The sequence below is a fragment of the Alphaproteobacteria bacterium genome (assembly GCA_030739735.1).
In the GTDB taxonomy this organism is placed as follows: domain Bacteria; phylum Pseudomonadota; class Alphaproteobacteria; order UBA7887; family UBA7887; genus UBA7887.
Genome location: JASLYQ010000018.1, coordinates 24,241 through 39,487 on the forward strand (window position 1 = coordinate 24,241; position 15,247 = coordinate 39,487).

General features: G+C 60.6%; 11 protein-coding genes. 4 read left to right on the forward strand and 7 right to left on the reverse strand.

The genetic code is table 11. The features are described from left to right. The first annotated feature begins 46 nt into the window (after positions 1-46). Entirely contained in the window at positions 47-1,558 is a 1,512-nt protein-coding gene (locus QF629_09755) for an AMP-binding protein (protein ID MDP6013813.1), read from the forward strand. 206 nt (positions 1,559-1,764) lie between these two features. Here the strand turns inward: QF629_09755 and QF629_09760 are convergent, their stop codons facing one another. The 4 genes from QF629_09760 to QF629_09775 all read right to left on the reverse strand — a co-directional run bounded on the left by QF629_09760 (position 1,765) and on the right by QF629_09775 (position 6,604). After that, on the reverse strand, positions 1,765-2,295 hold the full coding sequence (locus QF629_09760) for a paraquat-inducible protein A (GenBank protein ID MDP6013814.1): 531 nt from the start codon (positions 2,293-2,295) through the stop codon (positions 1,765-1,767). Positions 2,296-2,461: 166 nt separating this feature from the next. After that, on the reverse strand, positions 2,462-3,874 hold the full coding sequence (locus QF629_09765; protein ID MDP6013815.1) for a di-heme oxidoredictase family protein: 1,413 nt from the start codon (positions 3,872-3,874) through the stop codon (positions 2,462-2,464). 100 nt (positions 3,875-3,974) lie between these two features. After that, a complete protein-coding gene (locus QF629_09770; protein MDP6013816.1) occupies positions 3,975-5,234 on the reverse strand; it encodes an imelysin family protein in 1,260 nt (419 codons plus the stop codon). 80 nt (positions 5,235-5,314) lie between these two features. Continuing rightward, entirely contained in the window at positions 5,315-6,604 is a 1,290-nt protein-coding gene (locus tag QF629_09775; protein ID MDP6013817.1) for a carbohydrate porin, read from the reverse strand. Between the two features lie 320 nt (positions 6,605-6,924). On the opposite strand from QF629_09775, the gene QF629_09780 reads away from it, so the two are divergent. Continuing rightward, on the forward strand, positions 6,925-8,160 hold the full coding sequence (locus QF629_09780; GenBank protein MDP6013818.1) for an MFS transporter: 1,236 nt from the start codon (positions 6,925-6,927) through the stop codon (positions 8,158-8,160). On the opposite strand, the gene QF629_09785 is transcribed toward QF629_09780, so the two are convergent. The 3 genes from QF629_09785 to QF629_09795 all read right to left on the reverse strand — a co-directional run bounded on the left by QF629_09785 (position 8,068) and on the right by QF629_09795 (position 13,256). Then, complete coding sequence (locus QF629_09785) at positions 8,068-10,038, reverse strand: TRAP transporter fused permease subunit (protein MDP6013819.1); 1,971 nt, start codon at positions 10,036-10,038, stop codon at positions 8,068-8,070. The two genes, QF629_09780 and QF629_09785, sit on opposite strands and share 93 nt — an antisense overlap. A gap of 3 nt (positions 10,039-10,041) precedes the next feature. Then, entirely contained in the window at positions 10,042-11,037 is a 996-nt protein-coding gene (locus QF629_09790) for a TAXI family TRAP transporter solute-binding subunit (GenBank protein MDP6013820.1), read from the reverse strand. Between the two features lie 68 nt (positions 11,038-11,105). Beyond that, a complete protein-coding gene (locus QF629_09795; protein ID MDP6013821.1) occupies positions 11,106-13,256 on the reverse strand; it encodes a 4Fe-4S binding protein in 2,151 nt (716 codons plus the stop codon). A 107-nt stretch (positions 13,257-13,363) separates the two neighbouring features. Between QF629_09795 and QF629_09800 the strand changes: the two genes are divergently transcribed. Continuing rightward, positions 13,364-14,413, forward strand: coding sequence for an alcohol dehydrogenase (locus QF629_09800; GenBank protein ID MDP6013822.1), 1,050 nt, complete (start codon positions 13,364-13,366; stop codon positions 14,411-14,413). After that, entirely contained in the window at positions 14,410-15,213 is an 804-nt protein-coding gene (locus QF629_09805) for an SDR family oxidoreductase (GenBank protein MDP6013823.1), read from the forward strand. The genes QF629_09800 and QF629_09805 overlap by 4 nt, the downstream gene beginning before the upstream one ends. The last annotated feature ends 34 nt before the right edge of the window (positions 15,214-15,247 follow it).

A 15,247-nucleotide genomic window follows, 5' to 3' on the forward strand; every position in this document is an offset into this window, starting at 1 on the left:
GCGACATGGTATATCATCGGCAGCGTTGACACACGAAAGGCCAACCATGCATCCGGGCATACATGCCGAGAGCGATCCCGACAAGCCGGCGTTGATCATGGCAGGGACGGGGCACACCGTGACTTTCGGCGATTTCGAGGCACTGTCACGGCGCTGCGCCCAACTTTTTCGTAGCCGCGGTTTGCGTCCTGGCAACGCCATCGCAATGTGTTTGGAGAACCAGCCCTGGTTTCTCCCGCTCTGCTGGGGCGCCCACCGCGCCGGGCTGACCTATACCTGCCTCGCCACGCATCTCGGCAGCGACGAAGCGGCGTATATCGTCAGCGATTGCGGCGCCAGTCTGTATGTCGGGTCCGCCGCCAAGGCCGATGTTGCGAAGGCCCTTCACGCCACCTCACCAGGACCCCGGTACTGGCTGATGCTTGACGGCGCAAGCGACGGGTTCGAGTCACTCGAGGCGGCGGTCGAGGGACAGTCCGCCGAGCCCCTCGCCGATGAGAGCGAGGGCGCCGACATGCTCTACTCGTCGGGCACAACGGGGCGGCCCAAAGGAGTGGAGGTGATGCTCTCGGGCGATCCTCTTGGTACCGTCGATCCGCGCTGGGAGGCTCTTGGTGCGCTTTACGGCATGGCGCCGGAATCGGTTTATCTCTCACCGGCACCGCTCTATCACGCAGCGCCGTTGCGCTTTTGTCTCGGCTTCCTGCGCCGTGGCGCGACGCTGGTGATCATGGAGCGCTTCGATGCGGAAGAGGCGCTTGCCACCATCGCCCGCTACAAGGTCAGCCACAGCCAGTGGGTGCCAACCATGTTCGTGCGCATGCTTAAGCTCCCTCCGGAAACGCGCGCGGCCTACGACCTCTCAAGCCTCAAGATCGCCATTCATGCCGCCGCCCCCTGCCCGATCCCCGTGAAGGAGCAGATGATCGACTGGTGGGGGCCGATCCTGCACGAATATTATGCCGGCACCGAGGGCAACGGCATCACCGTCATCGACAGCGCCGCCTGGCTCGAGCACAAGGGTTCGGTCGGGCGCTCGGCGGCCGGTGAGGTACACATCTGCGACGAGGACGGCAACGAGCTGTCGGCAGGCGAGACGGGCGTGGTTTATTTCGGCGGCGGCAATGACTTCGCCTATCACAACGACCCCGAGAAGACCGCCCGCGCCCACCATGCCGAGGGCTGGACGACGCTCGGCGATGTCGGGCATGTGGATGACGAGGGTTATCTCTATCTCACTGACCGCCTTGCCCACACCATCATCTCAGGCGGCGTCAACATTTACCCTCAGGAGGTAGAGAACCTGCTGGTGACCCACCCGTCGGTGCTGGATGCCGCGGTCTTCGGCATTCCCCATGCCGAGCTCGGCGAGCAGGTGCATGCGGTGGTGCAGCTCGTGTCCGGTGCCACGGCATCCAAGGCCGAGTTGCTAGCCTTCTGCCGCGATCATCTCTCGCATGTGAAATGTCCGCATAGCCTAGACTTCAGCAAGGAATTGCCGCGTCAGCCCAACGGCAAGCTATACAAGCGCCTGCTCAAAGAGCCTTACTGGCGCTAGGACACCTTCCGACCATACGCGATCCATTTGACCGGGATGATGTTTACCCTTGGTTAAGAGTGCACCACGCCATCGTGTGACCCCACGTCAGGCGGCGTGCAACGCGACCGACGGTAAAAAGCACCAAACCTGCGGTGGAGCGCCTTGTCGCGTTGGATGCGTTGGGTCGCCTGCCCGATGTTCCCGCATCACGCGGTGCAGAGCGCCTACCCAGCATGGCGATCCGGGCCATCAAATGATCGCGTTTGGTCGAAAAGTGCCCCAGCACCGTGCAGGATGCCGATCCGCCGGGCGCCCCAGGCGGATAGTAACACGCCGCCGGTAAAGGCCACGACGCCGACATGAATGTCGGCGCTATCGAGCAGACGACCGTCAACCACCAGTACCATTAGCGCAATCACGAACACATCCAGCATCGACCATTTCGACAGGCTGGCGAGAGTGCCCGCGAACTTTACCGAGCGCTGGCTACCACGCGGGCTCAGAAACCACAGGGCTAAGCAGACACCGACCTTACTGATGGGAAAAACGATGGTGAAGGCAAAAGTGACGAGAAACAGGAACCAGTCCCCGGCCACAAGAAAGCTGTAGACGCCCTCGGCCAGCGAATATTCCTCGGACAGGAACAGCCGGCGCACGGTCACGGCCGGCAGGAATAGCCCGGCACAGACCAACAGCGCCGACAGCCCAAGCCACACACCCATCCAGCGATCGGCGCCCGTGCTGCTGCTCGCCAAGGTCTCCAGCTTATTCTCGCCCGCTTCCATGCCTCGCAGTGTAGCGCAATCCGCCGCCACAAAGATAAAGGGTCCGCGAGAGTATCGCCGTTACGGCGCCGTACCGATTTTCGCGAAGGTGAAGCAATCTATGCCAACAGCCTTAAGCTGCATGCATAACACCACCTTACAACGAATTTAGAAAGGCGAGCACAGCATCCCGCTCACGTTTTGGCATTGCCGCGAAAGCATCTCGCGCCACCTGTCCTTCGCCACCATGCCAAAGAATGGCCTCCGTCAGATCGCGCGCCCGACCATCGTGCAGAAAAAACGTGTGGCCACTGACCGCTTCGGTGAGACCTATGCCCCACAGCGGTGGTGTGCGCCATTCCCTCCCGCTCGCCTCACCCTCGGGCCGTCCGTCCGCCAGGCCGTCACCCATATCGTGCAGCAGAAGGTCGCTGTAAGGCCAGATAAGCTGGCCGCCAAGCGCGGGCACCGCGTAGTCATTGCGAGTGGCAAACTTCGGGGTATGACAACCAGTACAGCCAGCAACATAGAAAAGCCGCTTGCCCGCGAGCACATTAGTCGCATCGACATCGCGTCGGGCGGGCACTGCGAGATTGCGGGCGTAGAACAAGACGAACTCCATGATCTCGGACGGGGCTTCAAAACCACCATGCTTTGGAGAGTCGCCGTGCGGGCCTGTACGGCAATCCGTCTGTACCTCCGTGCAGTCGCCCCAGGGGTCCTGCACCAAGGGGTTGGAGATGCCTATATCCCCCGCAAACGCACTCGCTCCCTGCTCGGCAAGGCTTGGCTGGCCGGCCTTCCAGCCGAAGCGGCCCAGAACGAACTTACCCTGCTCGGCGCTCCACACCCGGTTGGGCCGACCGCTGATGCCGTCCCCATCGACATCGTCGGGGTCAGTGTGGGCAAGGATGTCAACTTCCGCGATGGCTTCAAGGAGCCCTAGGCCAATCATCGGCGGCGCCACACGCGGGCTCAGCATGACGTCAGGATGCATCGGACCATAGGCAAGATCTGCCACGCTGTAGGTGGGCTTGCGCAGGACAATAGCTTTCCCGCCGTCCAGCACGACGCGGACGTCCTGATAGGAAATAACCATTCGCCCCTCCGCCCGGTACCCGGGTAGGGCTAGATCCTGCAACTGCCCGCCATAGGTGGGCTCCGGGACCACGGTCAGCTTTTCATTACCCGAAGTCTGCTGTGGTATTGAAAGACGCAGAAACATCGAAACCGCGGTGTCGTCGGGACCGGCAGGCGGGTGGCCGCGACCGTCCTTCAGGTGACAACGCTGACAAGCTCTGGCGTTATAGAGCGGCCCTAAACCGTCAGCCGTTTTGACTGACGCCGGGGCCGTGACCCAGACACGGCGAAACACGCCGTCGCCAACAAAAAAGTTCGCTTGCTCTTCGAAAGGCAAGTTGGCGGAGTGCTGCGAAAAAGCATCATGGCCAAAGCGCCTGCGATTGGTCGCCGAGCCGCCCGATAACGTCTCCCATTTCTCGGCTTGCGAGAAGTGGTTGGTCGGAGCCAGTATCGCCGCCCTTTGATCTGCAGTGGCGCCAGCGAGCACGCTCACCGGCAGCACAAATATCAGCAAGACAAAAGCAAGCCAGCGCAGCGTTCCAATCCCTTTCTCAAGACACAAGGCCCGTATATTACTGGAAAACCTCTTATTGGAAAACCGCCTCCGGGTTTTCCAGGCTATCCGAGCCCTCGAATGCCACGTCACCTAATGCTAGTACGGCCACGACTTTCTTAATCGTCGTGGTCTGATCGAGAAGCGCGTCGACGGCAGCTTGGACCACGGCATTACCCGCCGTATTCCCATCTGCGATAAGCTGATCGTAGGCCACACCATTCTCCGCCGACTGCCGCATAGCCTCCATAGCAGCAATGGTGGCGTCCAGTTTACCGCGCATCTCGACATCGACCTCGGGTGCAGTCGCTTTGACAAGATCGCTTAGGGCCGGCCCCTCAACAACCCGTCCGTCGATGCGCTGGTAGCGACCAAGATATACATTTTGGATGCCAACCTCATCAAAATAATGGGAATTGTGGGTGTTGTCCGAGAAGCAGTCATGTTCTTCCTCGGGATCGTGGAGCAAAAGACCCAGCTTTATACGCTCTCCGGCTAACTCGCCGAAAGACAGACTGCCCATGCCCGTGATGATTGTTGCCAGGCCATCTTGCATGGTGCTAGCGCTCAACCCGACCCGTGCTTTACCGCCCGTACCCCACGCGACAACCATTTCTCGCAGATCCGCAACGAGCAGGTCGGTCGCAGTGGTCAGATAGGCCGCTCGACGCAGGCAGTTTCCGCCAGTGCAACCGGTAAGTGAATAGTCGGTCCAGGGTCGCTCACCGGCGCCTGGGCCGGTGCCGTTCAGGTCCTGTCCCCAAATCAGAAACTCGATAGCGTGATAGCCGCTGGCGACGTTGGCTTCAACCGCATCGACCTCGTGCAAGGCGTGGATAAGGTCTTGATCGATCGTCGTAGCATCGACGGTATGACCCCCAAACACCAGGTCGGGGTTGGCAATAACATTGGCGGTGTAAAAGGCGTTTTCCTCATTGTTCGCGCCATACCCCCTGTGAACGTAGTCGATCAAACCTTCGTCTAATGGCCAGGCGTTTACCTTGCCTTCCCATTCATCGACGAGAACATTCCCGAAGCGGTAGACTTCGGTTTGTTGGTAGGGGACACGTGCCGAAATCCAGGCCGTCTTCGTCGCCTTTAAACTCGCCTCGCTCGGCTCCGTCAAAAAGGCGCGGACGGCCGACTGTAGTTCCAGCGCGGTTGTATGGGAATCCTCGTATTTCGCCAATGCGATATCTGCGTAGGTTTCCAGGATATCGCTAACCTCCATCGACGCCACTGCCTGAACGGGTAACGCAAATGCAATGGCGGCGGCTACAACAGCGTATTTCATCTCTTAAATCTCTCCATTCTTCTTGGCAAAGAACGTAACTTCCATGGTTGCGGACAGATCAGTCCTGACGGCTCATAGAACTATTGGAAGGGTGTAATCTCGAAACGCAATCCCACAACCAATGCATTGTCGAGAGCACCGTTAGCGCCCGCACCGGGATTGACTACGTATTGAACGTCCGGCTGCAAAGCTAGCCACGGCGTGATTTGGGCGCGATACGTCAACTCAAAATCGATTTCCTCATCTTCCGTGACAGCATTGGCAGTCTTGAACGGGTCACCGTTGATTCCCACGCCGACACCGAAGCCCGCTTGGTCCTCGTCGCGCCCATCGAATAGTCCTGTGTAGACTAAGCCCGCACCTACATAGTGTTTGAACTGGTTGATATCTTCATTCGCAAAGCCGTAACGGGCGAATAGGCGGAGACCCTCATCCGTATCGCTGGTTTCGCGATAAGCGAGCGTTTCGCCAAGAAGATAAAACCCTGTATTGTCACTGCGCCTGACTGCGGCTCCGTCAGCGTTCGTGTCGACTTGGTCGTCGAATCCGTCGGTGTAATGGAAGACTCCCACACCCAACTTCAGGCCATCATCACCCTCATAGTCGATTTCGTTGGTAATGAGTGCGCCATCGCCATTGTCGAAACTGATGTGGGTTTTGTGCGTGTTGGCTTGATCGCCGGGCACGCCATCCAGAACAACACTCAGCCACGAGACCTCGTCGGTGAGGTTGACCCGCAGACGACCGCCGAACGCCGTATTGGGAAAGAGCGATGGGCCACCCTGGCCAGTTTGCGAAAAGGCCAAACCGATACCGTGCGCACCGTTGATGAACAGGCTGGCGGTCTCCAGCGCGTCAAACTCGGAATTAAGGTCATAGAGCCCCACCTTTAGCGAAATAAGATCCTGCCAAAAAGCTTGCTCATACCAACCCTCATACAGACGCAGCGCTGTTTCCGCTTCAATGTTGCTAACGGTCTGAGCATCACCAACGAGGTCTCCTGTGAGGGCGGCGCCATTGTTGCCCACCACGTGTAGAAGAAGTGTACCGCCCTCGATGCCGAGGGTTTCATTCGCGTCGACCTCAACGTTTATACCGAGATTGTCGATGTATTCCTCGCCGCGCGCCAACCCTCCACGCGTATTTGCCCACAACTCTCCCGTGTAGGCGGCATCAAACGTTAAACCCGCACAGTCGGCGGAGTCTGCGAAACATCCAGCCAGCGCGTGCGGCATGGAGAATGCTGCGAGGACCAGACCAGTCACGGCAATCCGTAATCCGGAAACGTTCGTGAGTCGCAAAAAGACGGTAGAAGGTTTAGTCGGGATTTTGCGCGAGCAAAACGATGCGTGGGATGGTTTCTGGGGCATCTTTTACGGATCTCCATTCCATTAGACAGATTGTTACTGTCAAACAAACATATAGCGCTAATGCGTCTTATTCGCAATGAGAATGTGTTGCATTCCTATTGCGTAATGTCAATAACCAGAATGTTAGGCTTGGCCGTTTAAAAGGGGGTCGGGATGCTATGGAAGGCTCATCGCAGCCATCAAGAAGCCAGATGAGACAGGGATCCATGAGCACGAAAGACGCCGCCGAGAAGACCGTCCGCAATGTCCGGCGCAAGGCGCTGACGATAGCGGCAGACGATAGCGGTGCACCCTGAGATATAGTGCGGACCATGATCGGAATGAGCGGGTTTGCCGCAATCGCCGCCACATTGAGCGAATCAAACTACCGCCGCTACGTGCTCGGCAACGCCGTCTCGCTGACCGGGACCTGGGTGCAGCGGCTCGCCATAGGCTGGTTGACCTGGGAGTTGACGGGCTCGGGCGCCTGGCTTGGCATCATCGCCTTCGCGGATCTTGCGCCGGCAATGCTGGTTGGCCCGCTCGGCGGCGCGCTCGCAGACCGCGGCAACCGACTTGGCCTGCTACGCCTCGGCCAATCGCTGCTGATGTTGCAGGCGCTTATGCTCTGCGGCTTGACCGCAACCGGCATTATCGATCGCTGGTCGCTGCTGGTCGTGGTCCTGCTCGGCGGGGCGGTGATCGGTATCAACCAGCCGGCCAGGCTGGCCCTGGTATCCAGCCTGGTCTCGCGGCAGAACTTATCGACGGCTATCGCCATCAACTCGGTTGTTTTCAACTTGGCACGCTTTCTCGGGCCTGCCATCGCCGGAGCGCTGATCGTGGCCGGCGGAACGGCGGTCGCCTTCGCTGCCAATGCGGTAAGCTTCCTCGCCTTTCTCGTGGCTCTACACGGCTTGCGGGCAGTCCTTCCTGAATCGCCACCCCGGCGCAGCAGTGGCGGCCTGCTCGGGAACGTCGCCGACGGCTTCCGCTATGCCGCCGGGCATCGCGGCATCGCCATGCTGCTCATCATGATGGCAATCCTATCGATAGCCGTTCGCCCCTTCATCGAGCTGATGCCAGGCTTCGCCGCCGCCGTCCTGGAGGGTGGGGCCGGGACCCTAGCCCTGCTCAGCTCGACGATAGGGATCGGCGCCGTCGCGGGCGGGATTTGGCTTGCCCAGCGGGGCGGCTCGGAAGGTCTTACGCGGATCGTACTCGTTGGCACCACCATGGCCGGCGTCACCGTGCTTGGCTTTGCCCTCAGTCGCAGCCTATGGACCGCACTGCCTTGCGTGGCACTGACCGGCTTCTTCTTGGTCACCTGTGGCGTCGGTGTGCAGACGCTGCTGCAAACCGCCGTGGACGGCAGTATGCGTGGGCGCGTGCTCAGCCTCTACGGTCTACTTTTCCGTGGCGGTCCGGCGCTCGGTGCGTTGGCCATGGGCGCAGCGTCCGAGATAGCCGGCCTGGCAGCGCCGCTAGTCGCCGGCTGCCTCGCCTCCACCGCCATCACGCTTCTGGCCTGGCGGCGCCTGGCCCACGCTTCGCTCACCCTGGAGGGAAGCGGATAGATCCGACCTTGCGCGCACGGCCTGCGCCAGCACCACCAAGGCCAGCAGCCCGGCACCTACCAGATCGCTGCGCCACCCGCCGGCAAGCAGTGCAACCGCTGCCGCGCCCGCCAGCAAACGCTCAGGGATTCCCATCGGTCGCAGGAGATAGCCCTGGACACAGGCTGCGAGCGCCACGATGCCGACCAGCGCAGTTACTAAGGCCTGGATGACATCGAGGCCGTCGCCAATCAACAACAGCGAAGGGCTGTAAGCTATGACGAAGGGCACAAGATAAACCGCCGCGCCAAGCTTCATCGCCGCAAAGCCAGTCGACTGTAGCGGCGTCTGTGCAATAGTCGCCGCCGCATACGCGGCGATGGCGACGGGCGGCGTAATAGCCGAGATGATGGCGTAATAGAAGATGAAGAAATGCGCCGCTAGCGGCATCACGCCAAGCTTGATCAGCGCCGGCGCCCCGAAGATAGCCACCACCATATAAGCCGCCGCCGTCGGCAGCCCCATTCCAAGAATGATGCAGCAAAGCATCACCAGCACCATGGTGAGGAAGAGATTCTCCCCGGTGATACTGAGCAGAATAGAAGTGAAGCGCAGGCCGAGATTCGATTGCTCGATGACGCCCACGACCAAGGCCGCGACGAACAACGCGGCAGCTATCGGTGCGATGCGCCGCGCGCCTGCCTCCAAACCATCGAACAGCGTCTTGGCATCGACGCGCGTATGCGCGCGAAGCCAAGACAGCACGACCGTCGCCACCACGCCGACATAAGCCGCAAAGAACGGCGTATAACGATTAGCCAGCAAAACCACGACGACAACCAGTACCAGCAGCATGTGGATATCGAGCCGGATCGCCCGCCGCGCGGTTGCCACCATATCGGGAGCCATGGCCGGCAAATCGCTCCGCTTTGCTTCCAGGGTGACCATGAAATAGACGGCGAAGAGGTAAAGGAAGGCCGGCAGCGCCGCCCCCAGCGCAACATCCGTATATTCGGTGTTGGTGAAGTCAGCGATGAGAAAGGCCGCCGAGCCCATGATCGGCGGCACCAATTGCCCGCTAGCCGATGCCACCGCCTCCACGGCGGCCGCGAACTTGCGCCGGAAGCCGGTACGGATCATCAACGGAATGGTGAACGTGCCCGTCGCATAGACATTCGCCGTAGCGGCGCCGGAGATGGAACCAAACAGAGCACTTGCCAGCACCGCGGCCTTGGCCGGCCCGCCCTTGACCTTGCCCATGACAGTAATCGCGATGTTCATGAACAGCTCACCGCCGCGGGCCTTCTCCAGCACAGCGCCAAGTAGCACGAACATGAGGACATAGGTGCCGGAGATATTGGTGATGGTCCCGTAGAGTCCGTCGGTGGTCATGAACAGGTGATCGACCAGCAGCATCGGCGCCACCGCACCAGTGTCAAACGGAGCGGGAAAATAGGGGCCGTACAGAGCGTGAAGCACAAATACTGCCAGCAGCACAACAAGTGTCCAGCCAACGGTACGCCTACATGCCTCTACGACGAGAATGATAGCGAGCAAGGCTGCAGCCCAATCCCAGATCTCGAGCGGCATGACATAGGGGTAGCGCTCTTCCGCGATATAGCTGAAATTCGCGTAGATATAAGCCATTGGCAGCCAGGCCAGAGCGAACAGTAGCCAGTCCCACCACGGAATTTTTACGCTCCGGTCATCCCTACACCAACCGTATGCCACAAAGGTGAGCGCGCAATACATCGCCACGTGCATAGGGCGAAACATGCGCGCCTCTGGCAAGCCGAACTGCGCGCCGTAGAGATGATAGGCAACGATGGCGACACTGCCCCAGCGCAGCAGCAGTCCGCCGAAGCCGGAGAGTCGGCGCTGGCCGGCGATCTCGATCATGCGCTAGTTCAGCAATCCCATCTCGCGGTAATAGCGCTCTGCGCCGGGATGCAGAGAGATTGGAAAGTCGCGCGGGCCAACCGCAGGATCAAGCGCTTCGAAGAGGCTGTGCGCAGCCACCAGATCGTCCCTGTTCTCAAAGGTCAGGCGCGTCATGGCATAAACTAGGTCGTCTGGTGCATCCTTATGCGTGAAGAAGACAAAATGCTGCGCGGTCGAGGGCACGTCCTCAGTCTGGCCAGCGTAGGTCCCAGCCGGAATCATTGCACGGCGATAGCCATATTTTTTAACCATCTGCTCGCGAATATCCTCGTCCATAGGCAGAAACAGGACGTCGCGGGCATGAGCGATATCGGTGAAGACTGGATTGCCGATGATGTCGTCGTTGAGAAAAGCCTCAATGTGGCCGTCTTTCATGCGGCCCAGAGCCTCGCGATACGAGGAATGTGTGATCGAGCCGCCCCAGTCGCGAATATTGTCATAGTCTGCGCCATAGAGCTCGAGCAAACGGCTGGCCGCCAGCTCGCCGCCAGTGCCACGCGGGCCGGTGTCGATGGTCAGCGGATATTCCTTCGTGGCGATGTCGGCGAGTGATGTTATGCGCGAGCTCTCGAGCACGATCGGGTGCACGACACCGGCCACATTAAGATTAAGGATACCGCGAAAATCGGCCATTACCTTGCGGTAGGGTGGCTCGCCCCGGCTTGCCGCATGCAGCAGCGAGTTATAGCCGAGCGCCGACGTAGCCAGACCCTGCTCGACCGCCATCGGATTAGCGACTGCGCCGCCCGGGGTGACCGTATAGCGCAGTCCCTCGATATTGCGCTGGAAAAGGTCGTACATGGCTGTGGTGATAACGAACCAGGAACCACCGATGGAGCCCGCAGCCACCACCTGCTCGCCCGCATCGGTCGAATAGGGCTTGTCCTGTGCCTCTGCCGCCGGCATGGGCAGCAGTACCAATAGCGCCGCAAGCCGTCGCACCCACCGTATTGTCATGGCGCCCCCCCTGCTGTGCAATTGTCGAGCCTATGCTCACCCGCCAATCCAGGCAACGGCGATGCGCCCTATTGCGCGGTCACCGGCTCGATAAGCGTGTCGCGCTCGCGCTGCTTGCGCTGCTGAGCCAGCGGCGGACATTGATGGGCATCGTTGTAAAGCACCTGGCAATCGAGGCAGTAGAAACATTCGTCCATGACGATATGCCCGTCCGGTGCGATCGCCTGGATCGGGCAGCGCCGGGTGCACAGCTGACACGGGCTGCCGCACTCCGCATAACGCTTAAGGAAGACGAGCGGTCGCAGCCGCAGCTTGCCGCCGAGCACCATGGCGGCCCCCACAGGGCAGAGAAAGCGGCAGAAAAAACGCTCAGTGAACAGGCCTATGGCGAGCAGCGTCACAGCGTATATGACATAGGGCCAATCGCGCGCGAATCGCAGCGATATCGCTGTCTTGAAGGGCTCAACCTCAGCCGCCGTGCCAGCCGTCGTCATGGAATAGAAGGACAGCCCGACAAGGACGGCCAAAATCACGTATTTGACCGGCCAAAGCAGCTGGTGAGCACGATAGGACAGGCCGACTTCCCGGATGCCCAGCCTGCGGGCCGCCTTGGCCAACAACTCCTGCATGACACCGAAGGGACAGAGCCAGCCGCAGAACACGCCGCGGCCCCAGATGACGAAACTGACCACCACGAAAGCCATCAGGACGGCGATCAACGGATCCGACAGCACCACTTCGGGACTGCCGCCACCGATGATCGTCTGCAGCCAGGTCAGCAGGTTGATGATGGTGACCTGAGCGCCGACCTGCCAGCCGAGCCAAGCAACGACGACAGCCAGATAGGCAATCCGCACAGCACTGAAGAGTTGTGGCCGCCGGGTCAGCCACTGCATCCCGAACAAGATCGCTGTCAGGGCGAGCAGCAGCACGCACAGAATAGCGATATTACTGCCTTGCATCCGCCACGTCGCAAGCCAGGCGGGGCCACTGTCCCCGCTCGCCACAGCAACACCCGTCGGCTCGACGATGTAGCGGGCGTCCAGCGTATAATCAACAGCGAAGGTCACGCGATCCTCTCCATTGCGCGCGACCACGTCGAGCTCGACCATGAACGGCTCGAGCGGGTTGATACCCTGCTCGTGCTTGATCCAAAACAGACCCATCTGAGAAAATTTTGGCCCGGACCTGTCCGGCAGAAAATTGATGTAGCGATACTGGCCGCGGTCGAGGGCGAATACCTGGCCTCCTTGGACAACGCGCGCACGATCCAGAACACCGTCCGCGCGCAGCTTTTGCGGATCAAACAGATAGGGGCCTGCACCCATGAGCAGTAATGTCAGGTCGCGCGGGTCGCGACCGCTGACGAAAAGATTGTAGCGGCCCTGCCCGAGCAGGTTTCGCCCGATGGTCGGCGGATGCACTGGTGCCACCAACAGCTCGATCACAGTGGTATCGTCGAGGTGCTCACCACCGACTTGGTCGGAAAGCGGCGCTAGCGCCGGATAACCTACGGTGGTCTCGGCGAGATCTGACTTATTTATTGTCAGACGCGCGATCGAGCCATCGGCAATCAACTCAGACAACGTCGCCGGATCGTAAGCGATTAGATCGACGGCCGGCTCGTCGTTGAGCCGCAAGCCCCTCGCCCGAGCCACCTTGCGCGCGCTGTCAAGCACAGCCTCGTTAAACAGCACAGCGCTGATCGTAGCGGAGCTGATGCCGTCCAGAGTGCCCTCTTCCTCGACTCGCGTCAGCGCCACACGCCACGGCCGTCGAATGTCCAGGCCCGCATATTGCGCCGTAAAGGGGGTAACCAGCTTGTGCAGCAAGATCAGGTCGATGATCGGCTCATGCTGCTCGACAACATCAATGCCGGTGAGAACCCCGTCAAGACCAAGGCCGATTGCAATATTGAAAGGCTGGAGCGAGAAGCCGAGAGAGCGGCTCTTGTCAGCGGTGTCGAAAACGTAGCCGAGCGGCGTGCCGTCTTTCATGACCACGGCCGAAAGGACCTCACCTTCCAACGGCATGATCTTGGTCGCCTCGGGAAACAGCCGCTGCACCCGCTCCATGGTCAGCCACTCGGCTCCAAGGTCGGGATTGTACCAGTTCGCAACGTCTGGCGGAATCGGGTCTTCGCCGAGCGCGGACGCGACAAGGCCGGCTATGATGCCGGCCGCAAGGACTAGAGACGCAAGCGCTCGTTCGATTCCCATTACGCACCCTTCTTTGTGTGGCGAAAAACTAACCAATTCCCGTGAGTGGCGCTAGTCGTTGCTGAGGGTTATTCTGCAACGGAACGGTGATATCCAGGGGAACATCTATGAGAAGCGAACAAATCGTAGCCTATGGCGAACCGCTCGCCAGCGACACGGCCGATGCACCGACGCCCGATGGCCGCGAAGTGCTCGTTCGGGTGCGCAATTGTGGCGTCTGCCACAGCGACGTGCACTTGCACGACGGCCATTTCGAGCTCGGCGACGATAAGCGTCTCGACCTCTCGAGCGGCCGTAGCCTACCGTTTACCATGGGCCACGAAGTCGAGGGCGAGGTCATTGCTCTTGGTGATCAGGCTAATGGCGTTGCGATCGGCGACCGGGTCGTGGTCTATCCCTGGATCGGCTGCGACAATTGCGACATCTGCACCGCCGGTGACGGCCACGTCTGCAATCAGCCGCGTGCGATCGGCGTTAATATCGACGGTGGCTATTCCGACCATTGTCTAGTGCCGGACGCCAAGTATCTGGTCCCCTATGGAGATCTGTCATCCGCGCTTGCCGCGACCTATGCCTGCTCAGGAATCACCGCTTACGGGGCCTTGGAAAAGGCGGGAGTGCGGACACTTGCCGGACCGCTCCTGATCGTCGGTCTCGGCGGGGTCGGCATGATGGGGCTCGCCTTCGCCAAAGCGCTGACACAAGGCCCCGTGCTGGTCGCCGATATCGATGCTGGCAAGCGCGAGGCGGCACTCGCCGCCGGCGCAGCCGGGGCGTTTGACAGCGCCGACAAGGCCGCGATCAAGGCTCTCCGAGGCACCACGGGCGGCGGAGCGGCTGCAGTGATCGATTTCGTGGGTTCGGAAGCCTCATTCACTTTCGCCGACAGGTGCCTAGGCAAGGGCGGGCATCTGGTTGTGATTGGGCTTTTCGGCGGGCGCATGAGCATGCCGATCCCGATGTTGCCGCTGCGCAACATCTCCATCTCCGGATCCTACGTCGGCTCGCTGGCTCAATTTCGCGAGATGATGGCCTTAGTACGGGCGGGCGCAGTGGCGCCGATCCCGCTCACCGAGAAGCCTTTGGGCGACGCGGGCGCAACCCTCGACGCCTTGCGCGCCGGCCAGGTGCTCGGCCGGGTAGTTCTGACACCGTGAGCGGGCGTGTGGCGCTGGTGACGGGCGGCGCACGCGGGATCGGCGCAGCCATCGCCGAGGGTCTTGCCGCAGCAGGTGTCAGCGTTGCCGTAAGCGATATCGATCGGGAGGCCCTGGCTGCATCTCCCCTCGATATGCCTAAGCTCCAGCACGATGTCTCGGAGCCCGATTCGTGCCAGCGTGTTGTGACGGAGGTCGAAGCCACTCTTGGTCCGATCGATATCCTCATCAACAACGCCGCCGTGGGCATGGGTATGATCCGTGAGGAGCACTTCACGCATCGAGTCGGCATCGCCGATATCGCGCCCGAGCAATGGCGTGCTTTTTTTATAGTTAACACCATGGGCCCGTTCCTGATGACCCGCCTTCTGGCACCCACCATGGCGGCACGCGGCTGGGGTCGAGTGATAAATATCACCACTAGCTTTTTCACCATGCTCAACGAGGGCTTCGCACCCTACGGCCCGACCAAGGCAGCACTGGAGGCGGCAACGGCAATCTGGGCCAAAGAATTTGCGGATACCGGCGTCGGCATCAATATCGTCGTGCCGGGCGGCCCGACAAACACTCGCCTGGTCCCCCTCTCGTTCAGCGAAACCCGGGACGTGTTGATCCAGGTTTCGGCCATGGTCGCGCCGGTGCAATGGCTTTCCAGTGACCATTCCAATGGCGTCACGGGCCGACGCTTTATCGCTGCGCTGTGGGATGCCGATCTGGCGCCCGCCGAGGCCGCGAAAGCGGCCGGCGCACCCGCCGCCTGGCCCGACCTCACCGCCAATGTGGTCTGGCCAGAGGCTTAAAGAAGCATTGCGGCTCGTGTATAGACGCATTGCA